The organism is Ruegeria sp. AE4 (assembly GCF_056542185.1).
Genome location: NZ_JBQFZK010000004.1, coordinates 98,495 through 118,059 on the forward strand (window position 1 = coordinate 98,495; position 19,565 = coordinate 118,059).

Genomic DNA, 19,565 nt, shown 5'->3' on the forward strand with positions numbered 1-19,565 from the left:
TATCCTCCGATCGCTACTGCTCGGATTACGTAGAAACAATCCCGAGAAAATCTCAGGCCGCCGGGGAAAGTGGACCTTTCGCAGGTCGAGAAAACTACTTCGTGATCTGTGGCAAGCGATGCACCGGTATCTTCCCTGAACCGAACGAGGGGCGGTCGCACTTTCCGATACCGGATTCGGCCAAATGAAACACAGCCTTGGGATTGAGTATTGTCACCCAGCCATCGAACTCTATTCTCATTGCACAGCCCCGACGCGACCCGAAGTTGGTTTGAACGGCGTGCCGAAAATCTTCCTTTTTCCGAGTTCCAGCAACAGGAATTTCGACAGAATTCGCACCGAACCGTTCTTCGTCCCACCATATATTGTAGAGATTTGTTAGTTTTTTGACCACATCTGCGTTTATTGACACCTGAGGGTTGGTTAGTACTGTGCAGCCTCGCCTCAACTGCTCGACCGTCTGTCCGCCGAAAACTTCTTCCCTCACGACGAATGCCTGGTCCTTTGAATACCACAGACGACGGGAGCCTCGGACATCGTAATCGAGTTCGGTGTCTGAATTTGACGTGAGCCCGACATTGTTGAACTGAGATGATGTCGCGATGCTCTTCCAGCAACGCCGGATCAGGTCTTCCCAGACCAAATAGTATTCTGGAAGAGCTCCGATAACTTCCGAAGTTTGGCTGTTGCGTAAGATCAGCGTAGGAGCGTTTTCGCCCTCCGAATTGAACGATAACTGAACGTTCCGCGCGTTGAGTTTCGCAATTTGTGCGGCGCCAGTGCCCGGGGCAACCGATGCCTCGCTTTCCTCTGCTTTGCTTACCACTAATTCTCTGCTTGAATTCGCAGTGGGTGGCCGAGATGTGACTCCGAAGCTCAATAGCCCCAGAGAACTCACAATCATCAGTAGGCCAATGATCAAAATCACACGGGGAAGCACTTTGACAAAAACCTCTTAAGAATTTCTCTCTTAAGACAGTAACTTCAAGCAAACTACCGCGAAAGGCGAGTGGGGAATTCAAGACTATCGGCGGGGATATTAAGTTCCGACTACGCATTATCATTCCGCTGCCACCTTGTGCTGCGCACCCGGTACAACCGGCGCATCCACGATTTTCAGCGTCGCGCTGATCGATCCCTTGCGCCCATCTTCATAGGTCACTTCGGTCGTGGTCGACACGCTTTCGGACCCGTCATAAAGCGCCGCAATGATGTCGTGGAACTTCTCTTCGACAAACCCACGCCGCACTTTCCGGGTGCGCGTCATCTCACCATCATCAGCGTCCAGTTCTTTGTGCAGAACGACAAAGCGATGCACCTGGCAACCGGACAGCATTTCATCAGCTGCTACCGATTTGTTGACCTCTTCCACATGCGCCCTGATCGTCTCTAACACACGCGGATGGCCTGCCAGTTCCTGATAGGAGGCGTAAGCCACGTTGTTGCGTTCCGCCCAGTTGCCGACCGCTGTCAGGTCGATATTGATGAAGGCCACGCAGCGATCCTTGCCGTTTCCGAACAGAACGACCTCGAGAATATCGGGATAGAATTTCAGTTTATTCTCGACATATTTCGGCGCAAACATGGACCCGTCGGCCATTTTGCCCACGTCCTTGGCGCGGTCGATGATCCGCAGATGGCCGCTGCTTTCCTCGATGAACCCGGCATCACCCGTTGCCACCCAGCCTTCGGCATCTTTGGTCGATGCCGTGGAATCCGGGTTGTTGTAATATTCGACAAACACGCCGGGCGAGCGGTAATGGATCTCGCCCTTGTCGTCGATCCTGATCTCGACATCCGGCGCGGGCACGCCAACCGTGTCGGCCCGAACCTCGCCATCCGGCTGTACGGTGATGAACACGGTTGCTTCGGTCTGGCCATAAAGCTGTTTCAGGTTGATGCCCAAAGATCTATAGAAATCAAAGATTTCCGGTCCGATCGCTTCACCCGCTGTATAGCCAACCCGGAACCGGCCATAACCCAGCGTATCCTTGAGCGGCCCGTAGACCAACAGGTTACCCAGCGCGTATTTCATCCGGTCGCCAAAGCCGACGGGTTTGCCATCCAGCAACTTGCCACCCACTTTTTTGGCATGCGCCATGAAGTGATGGAACATGCGCTGCTTCAGCTTGCTCGCATCCTCCATCCGGATCATCACATTGGTTAGCTGGCTTTCAAACACGCGTGGTGGGGCGAAGAAATAGGTCGGCCCGATTTCGCGCAGGTCGGTCATCATCGTGTCGGCGCTTTCCGGGCAGTTCACGCAGAACCCGCACCAATAGGCCTGACCGATGGAAAAGATGAAATCCCCGACCCATGCCATTGGAAGATAGGAAAGGATATCTTCATCGCGGGTCAAATGGTCGAAGATCGCTGAATTCTTGGCGCTTTCGATCACGTTGCGGTTCGACAGAACCACCCCCTTGGGCTTGCCCGTTGTGCCCGAGGTATAAAGCATGACGCAGGTGTCGTTATAGGTGATCTCAGAGATGCGCTTGTCCAGCTCTGCATCAAACCGCTGATGTCCTGCCTGACCTTCGGCCATGAGGTCTTCCAGCGCGTTCATCTGGCTGTGGTCGTATTTCCGCATCCCCCGCTTGTCGGTATAGAGGATGTGCTTGATCTGGTGCACTTTTTCCTGAATCTCGATGACCTTGTCGACCTGTTCCTGATCACCGCAGACGACATATTTCGCGCCGCAATGCTCCATCACATAGGTCATCTCTTCGGCGACTGCGTCCTGATACAGAGGCACCGGAACTGCACCGACCATCTGTGCTGCGACCATGGTCCAGTAATGTGCTGGCCGGTTGCGTCCGATCACGGCAATGTGGTCACCGCGCTCAACGCCAATTTCAAGAAATCCAAGGGCGAGCGCGCGAATTTCCTTGGCCGCTTCAGCCCAGGTCCAGCATTGCCAGATCCCAAATTCTTTTTCCCGATAGGCCGGGGCATCCCCGAACTGGGTCGCGTTGCGGTGTAGAAGCGCCGGAAGGGAGTGCAACCCTTCGGCGCCCGACTGCGTCTGAGCCAATCTTTTTCTCCTCCCCATCCGGCCTCCTCAAAGCCGGAAATGGCGGATCCGGGAAAGCCCCCGGATGCCAGTGCCCCGATTTGGGACACCCGCACGATCAGCGTCAACTTTTTCCTGATGTTTTCTCAATTCTTACGAATTGTAACAGGTGCAGAGGGGTGATGTTACGTTTTGTACAATATGAACATGTCGGGCTATTGAACGGTTATGCGCTGCACAGGTTGTTATGCGGGTTCGACGAACAGGACGAAAATTGCGAAGAGGCACAACCAGAAGAGAGAGCAACTGCGCCATCTATTAATCTCAGAACGACGCGAAAATTGTCTCTGAAATCACAAACCTGCGACAACCACAGCTTCCGTTTTTCGCCACGGATAGCTGGACATTACCAGCTATCTATTCAAAGTGAGGCGACTTACAATTCATTTGAGGACAGAAGGTTGGGACTCAGGCGATTTTTCAGGCGGCATTTTCGCGCGCAAACTCATACTCCAGCGCAAAATCAGGAATACCAAGCAGGTGCCGGGCACCCTCTTTACAACTATGTTTGCGATTTTCCAGCTTTGGATCTAATTCGTGAGTTCGCCGAACCCAATCCGAAAGCAACAGACGGGGTGGTGACCAACTTTCTTGGCGTCAGAATTGAACCACGCGTGATGTCCAGCATCCTGGAACCCCTGGCAGGCAAGGTAGAACCTATTCCCGATCCGGGTAATTGGCATGCAGACATCGCAGAATGGGCGGCAACACTTCTGTCTGTGAAAGAGGCCTCAGGTACTTACCGGATTATTGAACTTGGTTGCGGTTGGGGATGCTGGCTAAATAATATGGGCTTCGTCGCCAAAAAGAGAGGGTTAAGCGTCGACCTGATCGGTATCGAAGGTGACAGCTCTCATCTGGAAAACGCCGAGCGCACGTTTCAACTGAACGGCTTCAACCCAAGTGAGTACCGCCTTGTCAATGGGGTGGCCGCCAGCAAAGAGGGCATCGCGCTTTTCCCAAAATACGAAGAGGCGCACGAAAACTGGGGCGCAGAGCCGATTTTCTATCCGGACGAAAAGGTTCTGGCCGAATCCCGCGCCAAAGGTGACTATACAGAGCTGAATTGTTATACGCTTGAAACCCTGTCTAATGGCGAAGCTGTCGATCTGCTACACATCGATATTCAGGGCTCGGAGCTGGACTTTGTGCAGAGCAACTTCGACGGCATAGAAAATCTTGTAAAGCGCGTGTTTATCGGAACGCACTCTCGCTATCTTGAAGGCGCTTTGCAGGAGTTTTTCCTGACAAAGGGATGGACGCTCGAAATGGACCGCCCCGTGATTCACAGGTTGATCGAAGGTCGGCCACAGATCGAAATTGATGGCGTGCTGCTGTTCAAAAACCCGAACCACGACAAGCTACCGCTTCATTGACAGAAATGCGGTTTGCGTCTGGCGTTTGGCGCTATTGGTTTCTTGTGACGGTGCGGGAATGCCGCGCCGTCCGATGACCGTCTGTATTTAGCAGCCGCATCATCTTTTACATTATACAGATATCCAGATTAGCTTTGACCTATAAGTGGTATCCGGTAGCCTTGGGCTTTACCGTACCAAACAGGTCCCGTGTTCAACAGGGATGGCGTACCGGCAAACAGAATACGACCTTCGGCAGGTTGGCGCGGTTACTGATACTTAGCTTTTAGTGCTGCTTTTTTAAAACGACCAACAGATGTTGAGCGCAACGTGTACAGCAACCCTAAAAGTTTCGTGTTCAAGGGCATTGTCTTATCGCGGTAAACGAGGCTTGCCTCATAGGGCTTGTTGGCGTCGCAAAGTTCAATGATTTCGCCTGCGGCCAAAAGCATCTCTTCCATCAGGGCTTCGGCGGCTTCCGCCTTGCTTGCCTCATCCCCTGAAATTGATTTGTCTCTTTGGGACTTTCGGCGGAAATCCACAATGGCAGCGGGCACGTATTCAGTGACCCGATTTCTGAATCGCGTCATGTCAGAGCCATTGGCCTGAGTGCCGTCCGATTTGGTGTAGGAGTTATAATCACCGTATAGGGCCAGGATCGTGCTCGTCTGGTGAAACAAAATATCTTGCCGTGCAAAATCGAGTTCGACATAGCGATCAATTCGGGCCTGCTCTTCGATCATGACCGATACTGCAGTCTTCGCATCATCTGCTTTGGCACTATGAACCGCCAAAACAAATAAGGCCAAAATCAAAACAATCCTGGACACCCAAAGCTTTCCAACTCGACTTGCAATCATAACGAGGTACTCCTTCACCGTTGAGAAAGCACTCGAACACTACCACAAATCGGCAAATAAATCCGCCAAGCCGAAATTCGGGCCGTTTGCGCCTGACGCCTTTTGAGCCCCTACAACCAATCCCGCAGGATCGGGATCAGGGGCACATCCGCGGCCGGCATGGGGTAATTGCGCAGGTCATTTGCGCGGACCCATTTCAGCGCCTGCCCCTCTTTCGACTGTGGGATGCCCTGCCATTTGCGGCAGGCGAACAGAGGCATCAGCAGGTGGAAATCATCATAGCTGTGGCTGGCGAAGGTCAGGGGGGCAAGGCACGAGGCCCAGGTGTCGATGCCCAGCTCCTCGTGCAATTCGCGGATCAGGGCGGCCTCGGGGGTTTCGCGGGGCTCGATCTTGCCGCCGGGAAACTCCCAAAGACCGGCCATGGATTTACCCTCGGGGCGTTGGGCCAGCAGCACCCTGCCCTCGATATCGATCAGGGCGACTGCAGAGACCAGCACGGTTTTCACGAGCGGTAATCCGCGTTGATCTCGATATATCCGTGCGTCAGATCGCAGGTCCAGACGGTGGATTTGCCCGCGCCCAGACCCAGATCTACGGCGATGACCAGATCCTGACCTTTCATATAAGCGGCGGCTGCGTCTTCGCTGTAATCGGGGCTGACCCAGCCTTTTTCGGCCACAAGAATGTCGCCGAACGAAATGCTCAGCAGGTCGCGATCCGCCGCGGCACCGGATTTACCGATGGCCATGACGATACGGCCCCAGTTCGGGTCTTCGCCCGCGATGGCGGTTTTGACCAGCGGAGAGTTGGCGATGGCAAGGCCATGGATCTTGGCGTCAGCGTCTGTTGCGGCCCCTGTCACGCGGATCTCGACGAATTTCGTGGCACCTTCGCCATCGCGCACCACTTGTTGGGCCAGATCCAGCATCACAGCCTCCAGCGCCTCGGCGAAGGCCGCGTTGCCGGTGGCGTCCACACCCGAAGCGCCGGTGGCGCACAGCAGCAGGCTGTCCGAGGTGGATGTATCGCTGTCCACGGTAATGCAGTTGAACGTCCGGTCTGTCTGCGCGCCCAGCATCGCCTGCAACGCCGATTGTTCGACCTGCGCGTCGGTGAAGATATAGACCAGCATGGTCGCCATATCTGGCGCAATCATGCCGGACCCCTTGGCAATCCCCGCAATAGAGACTGTTTTGCCATCAATTTCGACCTGCGCCACGGCCCCTTTCGGGAAGGTGTCCGTGGTCATGATCGCGCGTGCGGCGTCTTCGATCGCGTGACGGCTAAGACCCGCCTTCAGCGTTTCAAGCTTGGCAATGATGCGGTCATGCGCCAGCGGTTCACCAATCACGCCGGTTGAGGAGGTAAAGACCCGCTCGACCGGAACACCTGTCGCCTTCGAGACGGCCTGCGTCACCTCGGCCACCGAGGTCTGACCATAATGCCCGGTAAAGGCATTGGCATTGCCCGAGTTCACCAGGATCGCCGCCGGGCCATCGTTGGGCCCGCCGATCTTGTCCTGACAATCCAGAACCGGGGCGGCACGCGTGGCTGAACGGGTAAAGACCCCGGCCACAGATGTGCCCGGGTCCAGCACGGCCAGCATGACATCCGTGCGGCCCTGATATCGCACGCCCGCCGCGACGGTGGCGAACCGCACACCGTCAATTGCAGGCAAATCAGGGAAGGACGCTGGCGCCAGCGGCGAAACCTTGGTGATCTTGGCCACGGGGATTACTCCTGAATCAGGTCCAGCTGGCGCAGAACTTCGGGCCCGGCACCTTCCAGAGCGGGGCGGTCGATCTGGGCCTGCTGTGTCAGTTCATCGATGCGCGCCTGAATGGCGTCCTGCTGAACGGTTTGCGCAAGCTCTTCGCGCACGGCGTCCAGCGCGGGCGCTTCGGTTTTGCGCTTGTCGTTCAGCTTGACCACATGCCAGCCGAACTGCGTCTGAACCGGATCGGACACCTGCCCTTTTTCGAGCGCGACCACGGCTGTTTCGAATTCCGGTACCATCTGGCCCTTGCCGAACCAGCCCAGCGCGCCGCCATTGGGGCCGGACGGACCGGTGGAATGCGCGCGCGCGAGTTCGGCGAAATCGGCGCCGTCATCAAGCTGCGCCTTGAGGTCGTTGGCCTGTTCTTCGGTCTCGACCAGAATGTGGCTGGCATCGAATTCGTCTTCACCCGCGAAATCGTTGTACTGCGCGTCGTAGGCTGCCTGAATGGCCTCGTCCGTGACAACGGTATCGGTCAGGGCTGTGACGGTCTGAACCGCCAGAAGAGAGCGTTCTTCATTTTTCAGCCGCAGCGTGTTCAGTTTGTTCAGCCCGTCCTGCTGTTGCCCCAGCAATTGCTGCTGGATCAGCTGTTCCAGCACGAAGTCGTACAATACATCATCTTCGGCTTGCTGGTATTGCGGCGGCAGGGCGGCAACGGTAGCGATCACGTGACCCAAAGTGATCTCATCCCCGTTCACACGCGCCACCACAGTGGATGCATCCGGCTGGGTTTCAGCGGCCAGCGGCAAGGCCATCATGGCGGTCAGAGCCAGCGATGGCAGAAAAGTGAGGCCTTTGGGCATTGAATCATCCTATTTCCTTGCCGCGGCAGGGCGCAGCGTTGACACTCTGGAACCTGCCGCTTACATCGCTTTGAAGCCTTGGACAGGGCCGCCTTTCACCCCCCGTATCTATGGGTTGCGCGCAAGGTGGGCAAGCCTGTCAAAAACCAAGACAAGAACAGATCCGCTGGAGTGAACATGCTGGGACTCGGAACGCTCGCCAAAAAGGTGTTCGGAACACCGAACGACCGCAAGATCAAGGCGACCCGCCCCCTGATCGAAAAGATCAACGCGCTGGAACCCGAGTTCGAGAAACTGTCTGATCAGGGCCTGATCGACAAGACAGAAGACCTGCGCAAACGCGCGCTGGATGGCGAAAGTCTTGACGATCTGCTGCCCGAAGCCTTTGCCAACGTGCGCGAAGGTGCACGCCGCGCACTGGGGCTGCGCGCCTTTGACGTGCAGCTGATGGGCGGTGTTTTCCTGCATCAGGGCAACATCTCGGAAATGAAGACGGGTGAGGGCAAGACACTGGTCGCGACCCTACCGGCGTATCTGAACGCGCTGACCGGCAAGGGCGTGCATGTGGTCACGGTGAACGAATACCTGGCCAAGCGCGACGCGGAATGGATGGGCAAGGTGTTTGCTGCCGTGGGCATGACCACCGGCGTGATCTGGTCGGGCCAGCCTGACGCGGAAAAACTGGCCGCCTATTCCTGCGACATCACCTATGCCACCAACAACGAGCTGGGTTTTGACTATCTGCGCGACAATATGAAGGCCGATCTGGAACAGGTTTACCAGAAGCACCACAATTTCGCGATTGTGGACGAGGTCGATTCGATCCTGATCGACGAGGCGCGGACGCCGCTGATCATCTCGGGCCCGGCGCAGGACCGCTCGGACCTGTATACCGCCATCGATGCGCTGATCCCGAGCCTGACCGACGAACACTACACGCTGGACGAAAAGGCCCGCAACGTGACCTTCACGGATGAGGGTAACGAGTTTCTGGAGCAGCAACTGTTGGCTGCCGGTCTGATTCCCGAAGGCCATTCGCTGTATGACCCGGAAAGCACGACCGTTGTGCATCACGTGAATCAGGGTCTGCGCGCGCACAAGCTGTTCCAGCGCGACAAGGATTACATCGTGCGCGACGGCAATGTCGTTCTGATCGACGAGTTTACCGGCCGCATGATGCCGGGCCGCCGCCTGTCCGAGGGTCTGCACCAGGCCATCGAAGCCAAGGAAAACGTGCAGATTCAGCCTGAGAACGTGACGCTGGCCAGTGTGACCTTCCAGAACTATTTCCGCCTTTACGACAAGCTGGGCGGCATGACCGGGACCGCCCTGACCGAGGCCGAGGAATTTGCCGAGATTTACGGCCTGGGCGTGGTTGAGGTTCCGACCAACAAGCCGATTGCCCGTGTGGACGAGGATGATCAGGTCTATCGCACCGCCATGGAAAAATATGGCGCGATGATCGAAGAGACCAAATTGGCGCAGGAAAAGGGCCAGCCGGTTCTGCTGGGGACGACCTCGATCGAGAAATCGGAACTGCTGAGCCAGATGCTGACCAAGGAAGGCATCGCCCATAACGTTCTGAACGCCCGCCAGCACGAGCAGGAGGCGCAGATTGTCGCCGATGCCGGCCGTCTGGGCGCGGTAACCATCGCCACCAACATGGCCGGTCGCGGCACCGACATTCAGCTGGGCGGCAATGTCGAGATGAAGGTGCTGCAAGCGATGGCGGACAACCCCGAGGCTGATCCGTCGGAGCTGCGCGCCGCAGAAGAGGCGCGCCACGCGGAAGAAAAAGAAAAGGTTCTGGCCGCAGGGGGCCTTTATGTGATGGCGTCCGAACGCCATGAAAGCCGCCGCATCGACAACCAGCTGCGCGGCCGTTCGGGCCGTCAGGGCGATCCGGGCCGTACAGTGTTCTACCTGAGCCTTGAAGACGACCTGATGCGCATCTTTGGCTCGGAACGGCTGGACAAGGTGCTGACCACGCTGGGCATGAAAGAAGGCGAGGCGATCATTCACCCGTGGGTGAACAAGTCGCTGGAACGCGCGCAGTCCAAGGTCGAGGGCCGCAACTTCGACATGCGCAAGAACGTACTGAAATTCGATGACGTGATGAACGATCAGCGCAAGGTGATCTTTAGCCAGCGCCGCGAGATCATGTCGGCCAATGACCTGTCCGAGATCGTCTCGGATATGCGCGAGCAGGTGATCGACGATCTGATTGACGAATACATGCCGCCGAAATCCTATGCGGATCAGTGGGATACCGACGGTCTGCATGCGGCGATCAAAGACAAGCTGACCATCGATGCACCGGTTCAGGACTGGGCTGCCGAAGAAGGTGTGGATGACGAGCATGTGCGCGAGCGCCTGATCAAGGCCGCGGATGAGATGATGGCCCAGAAGGCGGTTGCCTTTGGTCCCGAAAACATGCGCAACATCGAAAAGCAGGTGCTGTTGCAGACCATCGACAGCAAATGGCGCGAGCATCTGCTGACGCTGGAACATCTGCGCTCGGTCGTGGGGTTCCGCGGCTATGCCCAGCGCGATCCGCTGAACGAATACAAAAACGAAAGCTTCCAGCTGTTCGAATCCATGCTGGACGGTTTGCGGGAAACCGTGACACAGCAATTGTCGCGCGTGCGTCCACTGACCGAAGAAGAGCAGAAGGAAATGCTGGCGCAGATGGCGGCGCAACAGGCGCAGGCCCAGCAGGCCGTGGACAAGGCCGCAAGCCAGGCCGAGGCCAAGGCCGAAGCGGCGGCGTCAGGCGATGCCCTGCCGGGGTTTGATGAGAGTGATCCGTCGACCTGGGGTAACCCGTCGCGAAACGACCTGTGCCCCTGCGGATCCGGCAAGAAGTTCAAACACTGCCACGGCAGATTGACCTGACGTTAACACCCTTTAATCACAATGAGTCCGTCTCGCGGCCACAAATTGGCCGCGATTGGTGGCGAGAGTGCAAGCTGCTCCTTCAACTGGGGAGGGTGTCTTGTTTGTAGTTCGCAACTACGTAACCATGTGCGGAACGGTCGCTTGTGCCCTGGGCATAGGCTATCTGATGCAGAACGGACCGGCTGCGCAGCAGAACCGCGCGCAGGGCGGTGTCGATGTGGCCTCTGTTGCCGATCAGTCTTCGATTCTGTCGGGACTGGACAGTATCGTTCTGACTTCGGCCACCGTATCAGATGCCGATCCGGTCACTGTTACACCGGCACCCCGCGCTGTACCCACTGCCCCCAAGACATCGAACTGCCGGATCAGCGCGCACGCAAACGCAGCACCCGGTGCCTTGGCACACCTGTCGCTGAAAGCGCCGTGCCACAAGAACGAGCGGATTGAAATTCACCATAGCGGCCTGACTGTTAGCCAGATGACGGATGCCAGCGGCGCGCTGGACATGGCGATCCCGGCTCTTTCGGAATACGCGATCTTCCTGTTTTCTTTCGAAGATGAAACAGGCACTGTCGCCACCACTCACGTTCCCGAAATCGCCGGTTTTGATCGTGTTGTCTTGCAATGGCAGGGTGATACCGAGTTGCAGATTCATGCGCTGGAATTTGGTGCCAGCTATGGCGCGGATGGCCATGTCTGGGATGACGCATCTGCCGAAGGCGCCGGTAAGGTTATGCGTCTGGGTCAGTCCGGTTCCGGTGTGACGCAGAATATCGAAGTGTATTCTTTCCCGGCCAGTACGTCGGATCAGTCCGGCACGATTGACCTGACCGTCGAGGCCGAAGTGACCGATGCAAATTGCGGCCACACGCTGAACGTGCAGTCGCTGGAGTTGTTGTCGGACCGCCGCCTGCGGTCGCGCGACATGTCCGTGACTCTGCCGGATTGTTCGCGCGCAGGCGAGTTTCTGGTGTTGAATAATCTGCTCTCAGACCTGACAATCGCGGCAAAGTAATCCGCAGGCAGGCTTGAACCTCTTATGACATTTTTCCGTGTGGCGGTGGCTGCGCTGTTTTCCGTGACGGCGGCGACCGGTGCTTTTGGGCAGGACATCACACTGACCTCGCATGATGGCAAGGTCGAAGTGACTGGCAATCTGCTGAGCTTTGACGGTGAGTTCTATCGCGTCGATACGCAATTCGGGACGTTGACCGTGGATGGTTCTGGCGTCACATGCGAGGGCCCCGCCTGCCCCAACCTGATCGATTTCGTCGCCGAGGTGCAGTTTTCCGGATCATCGGTGATGGCCGAAACGGTGCTGCCCGCCCTGATCATCGGCTTTGCCCGTCAGGAAGACCTGACCGCGACCCCCGCCCGCGTGGATGAGGACACCTTTGTTTACGAGCTGCATCAGGCAGGCCGGTCGGCGCCGCTGGCACGGTTTTTCTTTGACGTGGGCACCACCGATCGCGGGTTCAGTGACCTGATCGCGGACCAGGCGGATATCGTGATGGCCCTGCGCGAGATGCGCGAGGCCGAGCGGGAGGCTGCCGAGGCTGCGGGGTTGGGTGATCTGAAGCGCGCCCGTCGGTCGCGGGTCATTGCACTGGATGCCATGGTCCCGGTCGTGGCCCCCGACAGCGTGATGCGGCAGGTTTCGCTGGCGGACCTGGCCCGCATTCTGTCCGGAGAGGTCAGCAACTGGGCGCAGCTGGGTGGGCCGGATGCCCCTATTGCACTGCATGTGCCAGAGGCCGGGTCGGGGCTGGCGCAGGCGGTCGAGGATCAGGTTCTGAAAACCGCCGGTGTGGACCTGACCGATACGGCGATCCACCACAAACGCATACATGACCTGACCGCGGCCGTGGCTAAGGATCCGTTCTCCATCGGGATCGCCAGCAAGGCATCGGCCCATGGCACCCGCGCTTTGCCGTTGACCGGCGGGTGCGGGCATCCGCTGGCCGCGACCCGCCAGTCGATCAAGACTGAAGATTACCCGCTGAATATGCCCATGTTCCTGTATCTGCCGGAACGACGCCTGCCCCGGATTGCGCGGCAGTTTCTGGCCTATAGCCAAAGCCCCGAGGCGCAGATGGCCATACGTGACGCAGGATATGTGGATCAATCGGCTGAAACCCTGCCGGTTGGCGTGCAGGGGGACCGGCTTGCCAATGCGGTCGTCACTGGTGGAACTGAGGTTGGGCTTGAGGAATTGCAACGCATGATCGAGACCTTGCGCCCGCTGTCGCGCCTGTCCCTGTCGGTCCGGTTCGAACCCGGATCGTCCCGCCCGGACGCGCAGTCGCGCGCCAATATTCAGCAACTGGCGCAAATGCTGGACGCGGGTACGTTGCAGGCGCGCAAGGTGGTGTTTGCAGGCTTCAGCGATGGGGACGGGGGTGCCGTTTCAAATGCCCGCATCGCCCTACGGCGCGCGCAAACCGTGCGAAACGCGGTTATCGCCGCGCTTGAAGCCCCGATCCCTGATAGTATCACGGTCACCGCCGAAGGATTTGGTGAAGCGATGCCCATGGCCTGCGATGACACCGAATGGGGCCGCAAGGTCAACCGGCGGGTCGAGATTTGGGTGCAGTAGCCGCTAGAGATACCCTTCGGAACGAAAGCTGAGCTCGGTCGATTTGCCGATGATCAGGTGGTCATGCAGGGTCAGCCCCAGGGCGGAGCAGGCATCCTGAATGCGGTTGGTCATGTCGATATCTGACTGTGACGGCGTTGGGTCGCCCGAAGGATGGTTGTGCACCAATATCAGGGCCGAGGCATTCAGTTCCAACGCCCGTTTCGCCACTTCGCGCGGATAGACCGGCACGTGATCCACGGTGCCTTTGGCCTGTTCCTCATCCGCGATCAGGACGTTCTTGCGATCCAGATAGAAAACGCGAAATTGCTCGGTCTCGCGATGCGCCATTGTCGTGTGGCAATAATCCAGCAGCGCGTCCCAGCTGGATATTACGTGTCGTTGCATCACCCGCGCCCGTGCCATCCGATGCGCGCAGGCTTCGAGGATTTTCAGATCGGTGATGACCGTATCACCAACGCCCTTGATCTGCCGCAGCCGTTCTTCGGGCGCTGTCAACACACGGTTGAAATCGCCAAAGGCATTCATCAATGCCCGCGCCAATGGTTTCACATCCTGCCGAGGGATGGACCGGAACAAAACCAGCTCCAGCAACTCATAATCCGGGATCGCTGCGGATCCGCCCGCCATGAACCGTTCGCGCAGCCGCTTGCGATGGTCTTTGATGTAGGAGGGTAACCGACCATTCGGCAGCGGCTGCGCTGGCGCTTCGTCCGTATCAAACAGCATGGGGGCTTCGGCAAAGGCGTCCTGTGTCATGCGTTTACCCTGACGCAGAATCACTTTCCGAAAGGTTAATGAGCCTCTCCTGCCATACGCGCGGTGGCGCGGCGGACAATCATGTGCAGAAGGATCGAAAATACGCCCAGAGTCAGCATCGCCGCAAACATCAGGTCCGTCTTGGCACGGCCATTGGCCAGCAGCATCAGATATCCCAGACCTTGCGATGAACCGACCCATTCACCGATCACGGCACCGATCGGCGCATACACCGCCGCCAGCCGCATCCCCGAGGCCAGAGACGGCAACGCCGCAGGGATACGGATGTGCCACAACACAGTGCGCTTGCTGGCCTGCATCGTGCGTGCAAGGTCCAGATACCCCTGCGGTGTCCGCATCAAACCGTCAAAAAAGGACGACGTGATCGGGAAATAGATGATCAGGACCGCCATCGCGACCTTGGACAACAGGCCATAACCCAGCCACAGGGTCAGCAACGGGGCCAGTGCAAAGACCGGCAGGGCCTGCGTGAACACCAGCATTGGCTGCACCAAAACTCGTGCGACGCGGGAATTGGCCAGCTGCAATGCAGTGACAACGCCAAGCAGCGTGCCGCAGGCAAGGCCGATAATGACCTCGATGGCTGTGATCCAGGTGTGTTCTGCAATCAGCCAGCGGTTCTGCCACCAGGTCTCGGCAACCACTGCGGGACCGGGCAGGATGAATTTTGGCAATCCGGTCAGGGTCACGATCCCCTGCCAGATGGCAAGGGCAAACAGGGTTGCTGCCAGAACAGAGAGGGACTTCATACCCCGCCCTCCCGCAACAGCCGCAAAAGCGCGCCTTGTGTTTCCAGCGTCTGCAGATCATCCACGCTGCGCGGGGCTGGAGCAACCGGCGGGTCGCAGGGCGTCAGCCCGTGCTGTGTCATGACGACGATGGATTGCCCCAGACGCGCGGCCTCGCCCGGATCGTGGGTCACCAGAAGGACAGTGCGGCCTTTCAGCGCCTCGGCGGCCAGATCCTGCATATCGGCACGGGTTCGGGCATCAAGGGCGGAAAAGGGTTCATCCAGCAACACAATCGGCCGGTCTTCCATCAGGGTGCGGGCCAGTGCCACGCGCTGACGCTGCCCACCCGAAAGCTCGGGCGGTTTCTTGGTCATATGGTCCTGCAACCGCATCCGCTCGATCAGGCGGTCGCGCCGGTCAAGGTCAACTTTCTCGCCCCGCAGTCGCGCGCCCAACGAGACGTTTTGCGCAACACTCGCCCAAGGCAGCAACAGGTCGTCCTGCGCCATATAAGCGACCCGGTCTGAAACCGGCTGGCCATCGCTGGCGGTGATCCGGCCCGAGAATTCAGCCCCGGTTTCCAGCCCGGCAATCAGCCGCAAGACCGTGGTTTTGCCAACACCCGATCCGCCCAGCAGACAGGTCCAAGCCCCAGCGTCAAGCGTCAGGGTCAGCGGTGCGAACAGAATCGCGCCGTCGATCGTAGCAGTGCCGCTGATGGTCAGATCGGGCGCCGGGGTCATGGGGTCAGACCCATCTGCCAGAAATTGACCTCCAATTCCGTGGCCGTGCGGAACGTCCGGCACAAACGATCCCAGCGGGGCGAAGACTGAAAATCCGCCCCAATCCGCCTTGTTAGAGCCGAATCCAGCAACTCGCCCACGGCGGCGCAGGCGTTCTGATAGCCCTCGTCCGCATAGGTATCGATCCAGCCGCGATAGGATGTTGATGTTGCCTCCGCAGACAGGCGGGTGCCAATCTCACCATATCCCATGACGCAGGGTGCAAGTGCTGCCAGAAGATCCAGCAGATCACCGCTATAGCCCGCCTCGAGGACAAAGCGGGTATAGGCCAGATTTTCGGGCCGTTCCGGCGTTGCAAACAGATCGGACTGCGAGATGCCTTCTGCTTCGCAAATGCCGATATGCAGCTTCATCTCTTCGCTGATCAGGCCGTTCACGGTACGCGACGCCGCCAGCATTTCAGCATGTGTTTCCGATTTCACCACGGCCAGCGCCCAGGCGCGCGAGAAGTGGATCAGGAACACGTAGTCCTGACGCAGATAGTGCAGGAACGCCGGACGTGGCAGGGTGCCGTCTTTCAGGGCTTCGACAAAAGCGTGGCGGGTGTAATCCCGCCACGGCCCCTGCGCCGCATCGCGCATCAGCGCAAAGGCTTTGCCATAATCGCTCATTGCGCGGTGACGTCGATGGCTATGTCGCTGACGGGCAGGACAGTATCGATCATGCCGCTGTCGTTCAGGAACGCTTCGAACCGGGCATAACGGCCAGCGTCAAACCCGGCGGGACGCAGAGCAAAGCGCGGCAGCGTGTCGACCCATGCGCGCGCGTTCAACTCGTCCTGCAGCTCGGGCGAGGTGGCCGAGAAGACCTCCCAGCTTTTTTCCGGGTTGTTGACGATGTACTGAGTCGCTTTTTCGGTCGCGGCCAGGAAACGGGCGATCTTGTCTTTGTCCATCGTATCGGGGTTGGCGACATAGATCAGTTCGTCATAAGACGGCACGCCTTCTTCCTCGATATAGAAACAGGTGCCGGGGCGGCCTTCGATATCCATCTGGTTCAGTTCGAAGTTGCGATAGGCGCCAATCACCGCGTCCACCTGACCGGTCATCAGCGAGGGCGAGAGTGAGAAATTCACGTTGATCATTTCAACATCATCCAGCGCGACTTCGTATTTGCCAAGCACGGTGCTGAGGATGGCCTCTTCCACACCGGCGACGGAAAAGCCGATTTTCTTGCCCTTGAGGTCAGCGGGCGATTTGATCGGGCCGTCTTTCAGAACCAGCAGGCAGTTCAGGGGCGTCGCGACCAGCGTGCCGACCCGTTTCAGCGGCAGCCCTTCGTGGATCTGCAAATGCAGCTGCGGCTGATAGGATACCGCCAGATCCGCCTGACCGGCAGCAACCAGACGCGGCGGCGCGGACGGGTCGGCGGGGGCAACGACTTCGACCTGCAATCCCTGCTCGGCGAAATAGCCGTTTTCCTGCGCCACGATGATGGGCCCGTGGTCGGGGTTGATGAACCAGTCCAGCAGGACGGTCATCTTGTCTTCGGCCCAGGCCGGCGCGGCGGCCAGAAGGGCAAGGGCTGTCATCAGCTTTTTCATATCTCACGTTTCCTTTTCTCAGGAGGCTGAGGCCGCGACGAGGACAATCTCGCCCGGCCAAATCGGTTGAATTTTCTCGGCAGCGCGCCATGCGCGCAGCCCGGTGGCACAGCAAAGGGCAAGGCGTTGCCCTTTTTTAGAATCTATTATTTGAATTTCTTCGGGTGAAATGCGCGTCGCATTCGGGTGAGCTGGAACCGGCGCTTCGTCCGGGTCACGCAGTTCGACAATCTGGTCTGTCTCCTTCAACTGACTGGCAGAGAGAAAGCGGAAACAGCTGTTCGGTTCCGGCGCGTCATCAAAACGAAACCCGGTGCAGCGCAGGGTTCGCGCATCATATTGCACCATCTGCCCAAGCGGGGACGGGTCAAGCCGCAAGATCAGGTTCAGCGCCATCTGCGCCTGCATGGACCCGATCACACCGACAACGGGGCCTAGAACACCCGCCGTGGCGCAGCTTGCGCCGCTATCCGGCGCATCGGGGAAAACGGCTCGCAGAGAAGGCGCGCTGCCGCAGAAGCCGCCCACATAACCCGAAAGCCCCAGTACCGAGGCGCTGATCAGTGGCTTGCCTTGTGCCAGACAGGTATCCGACAGCAAATAACTGACCGCATAGCTGTCGGCACAATCCAGAATGATATCTGCCTGCGACACCAGATCGGGCGCATTTTCCCCAGTTAGAGCCTGTTTCCTGGAAATCACATCGATTTCGGCATTCAACGCACGGCATCGGTCAGCGGCGCGTTCAGCCTTTGACTGCCCGCAATCTTCTTCTGAAAACAACGTTTGGCGATGCAGATTCGACAGATCAATGATATCACCATCTACAATCGTGATATGCCCCACTCCGGCTCCGGCCAATAGCGGCAGAAGCGGCGCGGCCAGACCACCTGCGCCGACCACCAGAACACGGGCCGCAGTCAGGCGGGCCTGTCCTTCGGCCCCAACCTCGGGCAGCAGCGTTTGGCGGACATAGCGGCTCATCTCGTGACCTCGATCCAAGCACGCACCCGCGCTTCGGGGTCGGTGTTCAGCGTGATGTCCGTGACGGCCGAGACAATGTCGGCCCCCGCTGCCAGCACCCCTGCTGCGCGCTCGACGCTCATGCCGCCAATACCGACCAGAGGAATGTCGCCAACCCGCGCCTTCCATTCGGTCACGCGGGGCAGGCCCTGCTGATGCCATTTCATCTTTTTCAGGATGGTCGGATAGATGGGACCCAGCGCCACGTAATCAGTATCCATGGCCAGAACCCGCTCAAGCTCATCATCGTCATGAGTGGAAACACCCAGCTTTAGACCCGCTTTTCTGATGGCTTTCAGGTCAGCATCATCCAGATCCTCTTGCCCCAGATGAACCCAGTCACAACCCAGATCGATGGCCTGCTGCCAGTAATCGTTGATCACCAGAACCGCCCCGTAGTCGCGGCACAGATCGCGCGAGGCGGCAATCTGATCGCGCACCACCTCATCCGGCTGATCCTTGATACGTAGCTGCACCAGCTTGACACCCAGGGGCAGCATCCGCCGCAACCAGTCCGCGTGATCGAAGATCGGATAGAAACGGTCCAGCGTCATGACAGGAATGCCTTTCCAACAACAGGGGTCGAAGGTTCGGCCATATCACGCGCCTCGATCGGGTCTGCCTGATGGGCGAGTTGTCCGGCATGGATTGCCTGCGCCATCGCCTTGGCCATCAAAACGGGATCACCGGCACGGGCCACAGCGGTGTTCAGCAGAACGGCGTCATAGCCCAGTTCCATCGCATGGGCCGCGTGGCTGGGCAGGCCGATCCCGGCATCCACCACCAGCGGCGTGTCAGGAAACTCGGCCCGCATTGACCGCAGGGCGTATTCGTTGTTCAGCCCTCGCCCGGACCCGATAGGCGCGCCCCACGGCATCAGCACTTCGCACCCCGCTTCGAGCAGGCGTTCGCCCACGATCAGATCATCGGTGGTGTAGGGAAACACCTCAAACCCGTCTTCGGTCAGGATGCGCGCGGCCTCGACCAGCTGGAACACATCCGGCTGCAAACTGTCGGTGTGGCCGATCAGTTCCAGCTTGATCCATTTGGTATCAAACACTTCGCGCGCCATATGGGCTGTTGTCACCGCCTCTTTCACCGTATGACAGCCAGCCGTATTTGGCAGGATCAGAACACCCAGCTCGCGGATCATCTGCCAGAATGTCTGACCCGCGCCGGATTCCCGCCGCAGCGATACCGTGGCAACCGCCGCACCGCTTTCGCGAAAGGCCTGTTCCAGAATGGCAGGGCTGGGATATTGGGCGGTGCCCAGCATCAAGGGGTTCGGCAGTTCGATGCCGTAGAACATTCGCATCC

Annotated in this window: 18 protein-coding genes; 4 read left to right on the top strand and 14 right to left on the bottom strand. The window is 58.5% G+C overall.

What is annotated here, in order from left to right:
• Window positions 1–94: 94 nt before the first annotated feature.
• Both ACR0EK_RS08520 and ACR0EK_RS08525 read right to left on the bottom strand, forming a co-directional pair.
• A complete protein-coding gene (locus tag ACR0EK_RS08520; protein ID WP_480773069.1) occupies window positions 95–826 on the bottom strand; it encodes a hypothetical protein in 732 nt (243 codons plus the stop codon).
• A 234-nt stretch (window positions 827–1,060) separates the two neighbouring features.
• Window positions 1,061–3,034 carry an AMP-binding protein gene (locus tag ACR0EK_RS08525; protein WP_480546050.1) on the bottom strand — a complete coding sequence of 658 codons (1,974 nt, stop codon included), beginning with the start codon at window positions 3,032–3,034 and terminating at the stop codon, window positions 1,061–1,063.
• A gap of 161 nt (window positions 3,035–3,195) precedes the next feature.
• On the opposite strand from ACR0EK_RS08525, the gene ACR0EK_RS08530 reads away from it, so the two are divergent.
• The gene (locus ACR0EK_RS08530; RefSeq protein WP_480546051.1) at window positions 3,196–4,449 is read left to right on the top strand and encodes a class I SAM-dependent methyltransferase; all 1,254 of its coding nucleotides are present in this window, start codon (window positions 3,196–3,198) and stop codon (window positions 4,447–4,449) included.
• Between the two features lie 248 nt (window positions 4,450–4,697).
• Here ACR0EK_RS08530 and ACR0EK_RS08535 read toward each other — a convergent pair whose 3' ends face one another.
• The 4 genes from ACR0EK_RS08535 to ACR0EK_RS08550 all read right to left on the bottom strand — a co-directional run bounded on the left by ACR0EK_RS08535 (window position 4,698) and on the right by ACR0EK_RS08550 (window position 7,874).
• Window positions 4,698–5,288: a hypothetical protein gene (locus ACR0EK_RS08535; protein WP_480967740.1), complete on the bottom strand. Its 591-nt coding sequence runs from the start codon at window positions 5,286–5,288 to the stop codon at window positions 4,698–4,700.
• Window positions 5,289–5,398: 110 nt separating this feature from the next.
• Window positions 5,399–5,797, bottom strand: coding sequence for a (deoxy)nucleoside triphosphate pyrophosphohydrolase (locus tag ACR0EK_RS08540; protein WP_480967741.1), 399 nt, complete (start codon window positions 5,795–5,797; stop codon window positions 5,399–5,401).
• Window positions 5,794–7,020, bottom strand: a complete 1,227-nt coding sequence (gene argJ, locus ACR0EK_RS08545) for a bifunctional glutamate N-acetyltransferase/amino-acid acetyltransferase ArgJ (protein WP_480967742.1) — start codon at window positions 7,018–7,020, stop codon at window positions 5,794–5,796. The genes ACR0EK_RS08540 and argJ overlap by 4 nt, the downstream gene beginning before the upstream one ends.
• Window positions 7,021–7,025: 5 nt before the next feature.
• Window positions 7,026–7,874, bottom strand: a complete 849-nt coding sequence (locus ACR0EK_RS08550) for a peptidylprolyl isomerase (protein WP_480482443.1) — start codon at window positions 7,872–7,874, stop codon at window positions 7,026–7,028.
• A gap of 177 nt (window positions 7,875–8,051) precedes the next feature.
• On the opposite strand from ACR0EK_RS08550, the gene secA reads away from it, so the two are divergent.
• The 3 genes from secA (at window position 8,052) to ACR0EK_RS08565 (ending at window position 13,368) form a co-directional block, all read left to right on the top strand.
• Window positions 8,052–10,769, top strand: coding sequence for a preprotein translocase subunit SecA (gene secA, locus ACR0EK_RS08555; RefSeq protein WP_480898627.1), 2,718 nt, complete (start codon window positions 8,052–8,054; stop codon window positions 10,767–10,769).
• 100 nt (window positions 10,770–10,869) lie between these two features.
• Window positions 10,870–11,787, top strand: a complete 918-nt coding sequence (locus ACR0EK_RS08560; RefSeq protein ID WP_480898630.1) for a hypothetical protein — start codon at window positions 10,870–10,872, stop codon at window positions 11,785–11,787.
• A gap of 24 nt (window positions 11,788–11,811) precedes the next feature.
• The gene (locus ACR0EK_RS08565) at window positions 11,812–13,368 is read left to right on the top strand and encodes a phosphate ABC transporter substrate-binding/OmpA family protein (protein ID WP_480898633.1); all 1,557 of its coding nucleotides are present in this window, start codon (window positions 11,812–11,814) and stop codon (window positions 13,366–13,368) included.
• A 3-nt stretch (window positions 13,369–13,371) separates the two neighbouring features.
• On the opposite strand, the gene radC is transcribed toward ACR0EK_RS08565, so the two are convergent.
• The 8 genes from radC to ACR0EK_RS08605 are packed head-to-tail and all read right to left on the bottom strand — an operon-like array spanning window position 13,372 to window position 19,563.
• On the bottom strand, window positions 13,372–14,127 hold the full coding sequence (gene radC, locus ACR0EK_RS08570) for a RadC family protein (protein ID WP_209506928.1): 756 nt from the start codon (window positions 14,125–14,127) through the stop codon (window positions 13,372–13,374).
• Window positions 14,128–14,162: 35 nt separating this feature from the next.
• Entirely contained in the window at window positions 14,163–14,897 is a 735-nt protein-coding gene (locus ACR0EK_RS08575) for an ABC transporter permease (protein WP_480898635.1), read from the bottom strand.
• Window positions 14,894–15,622 carry an ABC transporter ATP-binding protein gene (locus ACR0EK_RS08580; RefSeq protein ID WP_209506926.1) on the bottom strand — a complete coding sequence of 243 codons (729 nt, stop codon included), beginning with the start codon at window positions 15,620–15,622 and terminating at the stop codon, window positions 14,894–14,896. The genes ACR0EK_RS08575 and ACR0EK_RS08580 overlap by 4 nt, the downstream gene beginning before the upstream one ends.
• On the bottom strand, window positions 15,619–16,293 hold the full coding sequence (tenA, locus tag ACR0EK_RS08585) for a thiaminase II (RefSeq protein ID WP_480538350.1): 675 nt from the start codon (window positions 16,291–16,293) through the stop codon (window positions 15,619–15,621). Before tenA ends, ACR0EK_RS08580 begins: the two co-directional genes overlap by 4 nt.
• Entirely contained in the window at window positions 16,290–17,225 is a 936-nt protein-coding gene (locus tag ACR0EK_RS08590) for an ABC transporter substrate-binding protein (protein ID WP_480486973.1), read from the bottom strand. The genes tenA and ACR0EK_RS08590 overlap by 4 nt, the downstream gene beginning before the upstream one ends.
• A gap of 18 nt (window positions 17,226–17,243) precedes the next feature.
• Entirely contained in the window at window positions 17,244–18,209 is a 966-nt protein-coding gene (locus ACR0EK_RS08595; RefSeq protein ID WP_480538352.1) for a HesA/MoeB/ThiF family protein, read from the bottom strand.
• The gene (locus ACR0EK_RS08600; RefSeq protein WP_480486970.1) at window positions 18,206–18,802 is read right to left on the bottom strand and encodes a thiamine phosphate synthase; all 597 of its coding nucleotides are present in this window, start codon (window positions 18,800–18,802) and stop codon (window positions 18,206–18,208) included. The genes ACR0EK_RS08595 and ACR0EK_RS08600 overlap by 4 nt, the downstream gene beginning before the upstream one ends.
• Window positions 18,799–19,563 carry a thiazole synthase gene (locus ACR0EK_RS08605; RefSeq protein ID WP_480486968.1) on the bottom strand — a complete coding sequence of 255 codons (765 nt, stop codon included), beginning with the start codon at window positions 19,561–19,563 and terminating at the stop codon, window positions 18,799–18,801. The genes ACR0EK_RS08600 and ACR0EK_RS08605 overlap by 4 nt, the downstream gene beginning before the upstream one ends.
• Window positions 19,564–19,565 lie beyond the last annotated feature (2 nt).

Bases quoted from the DNA above. Each gene is read 5' to 3' on its own strand.
- ACR0EK_RS08530 (WP_480546051.1), top strand. From the start codon at position 3,196: ATGTTACGTTTTGTACAATATGAACATGTCGGGCTATTGAACGGTTAT.
- ACR0EK_RS08535 (WP_480967740.1), bottom strand. From the start codon at position 5,288: ATGATTGCAAGTCGAGTTGGAAAGCTTTGGGTGTCCAGGATTGTTTTG.
- ACR0EK_RS08550 (WP_480482443.1), bottom strand. From the start codon at position 7,874: ATGCCCAAAGGCCTCACTTTTCTGCCATCGCTGGCTCTGACCGCCATG.
- secA (WP_480898627.1), top strand. From the start codon at position 8,052: ATGCTGGGACTCGGAACGCTCGCCAAAAAGGTGTTCGGAACACCGAAC.
- ACR0EK_RS08565 (WP_480898633.1), top strand. From the start codon at position 11,812: ATGACATTTTTCCGTGTGGCGGTGGCTGCGCTGTTTTCCGTGACGGCG.
- radC (WP_209506928.1), bottom strand. From the start codon at position 14,127: ATGACACAGGACGCCTTTGCCGAAGCCCCCATGCTGTTTGATACGGAC.
- ACR0EK_RS08575 (WP_480898635.1), bottom strand. From the start codon at position 14,897: ATGAAGTCCCTCTCTGTTCTGGCAGCAACCCTGTTTGCCCTTGCCATC.
- ACR0EK_RS08580 (WP_209506926.1), bottom strand. From the start codon at position 15,622: ATGACCCCGGCGCCCGATCTGACCATCAGCGGCACTGCTACGATCGAC.
- tenA (WP_480538350.1), bottom strand. From the start codon at position 16,293: ATGAGCGATTATGGCAAAGCCTTTGCGCTGATGCGCGATGCGGCGCAG.
- ACR0EK_RS08590 (WP_480486973.1), bottom strand. From the start codon at position 17,225: ATGAAAAAGCTGATGACAGCCCTTGCCCTTCTGGCCGCCGCGCCGGCC.
- ACR0EK_RS08595 (WP_480538352.1), bottom strand. From the start codon at position 18,209: ATGAGCCGCTATGTCCGCCAAACGCTGCTGCCCGAGGTTGGGGCCGAA.
- ACR0EK_RS08600 (WP_480486970.1), bottom strand. From the start codon at position 18,802: ATGACGCTGGACCGTTTCTATCCGATCTTCGATCACGCGGACTGGTTG.
- ACR0EK_RS08605 (WP_480486968.1), bottom strand. From the start codon at position 19,563: ATGCGAATGTTCTACGGCATCGAACTGCCGAACCCCTTGATGCTGGGC.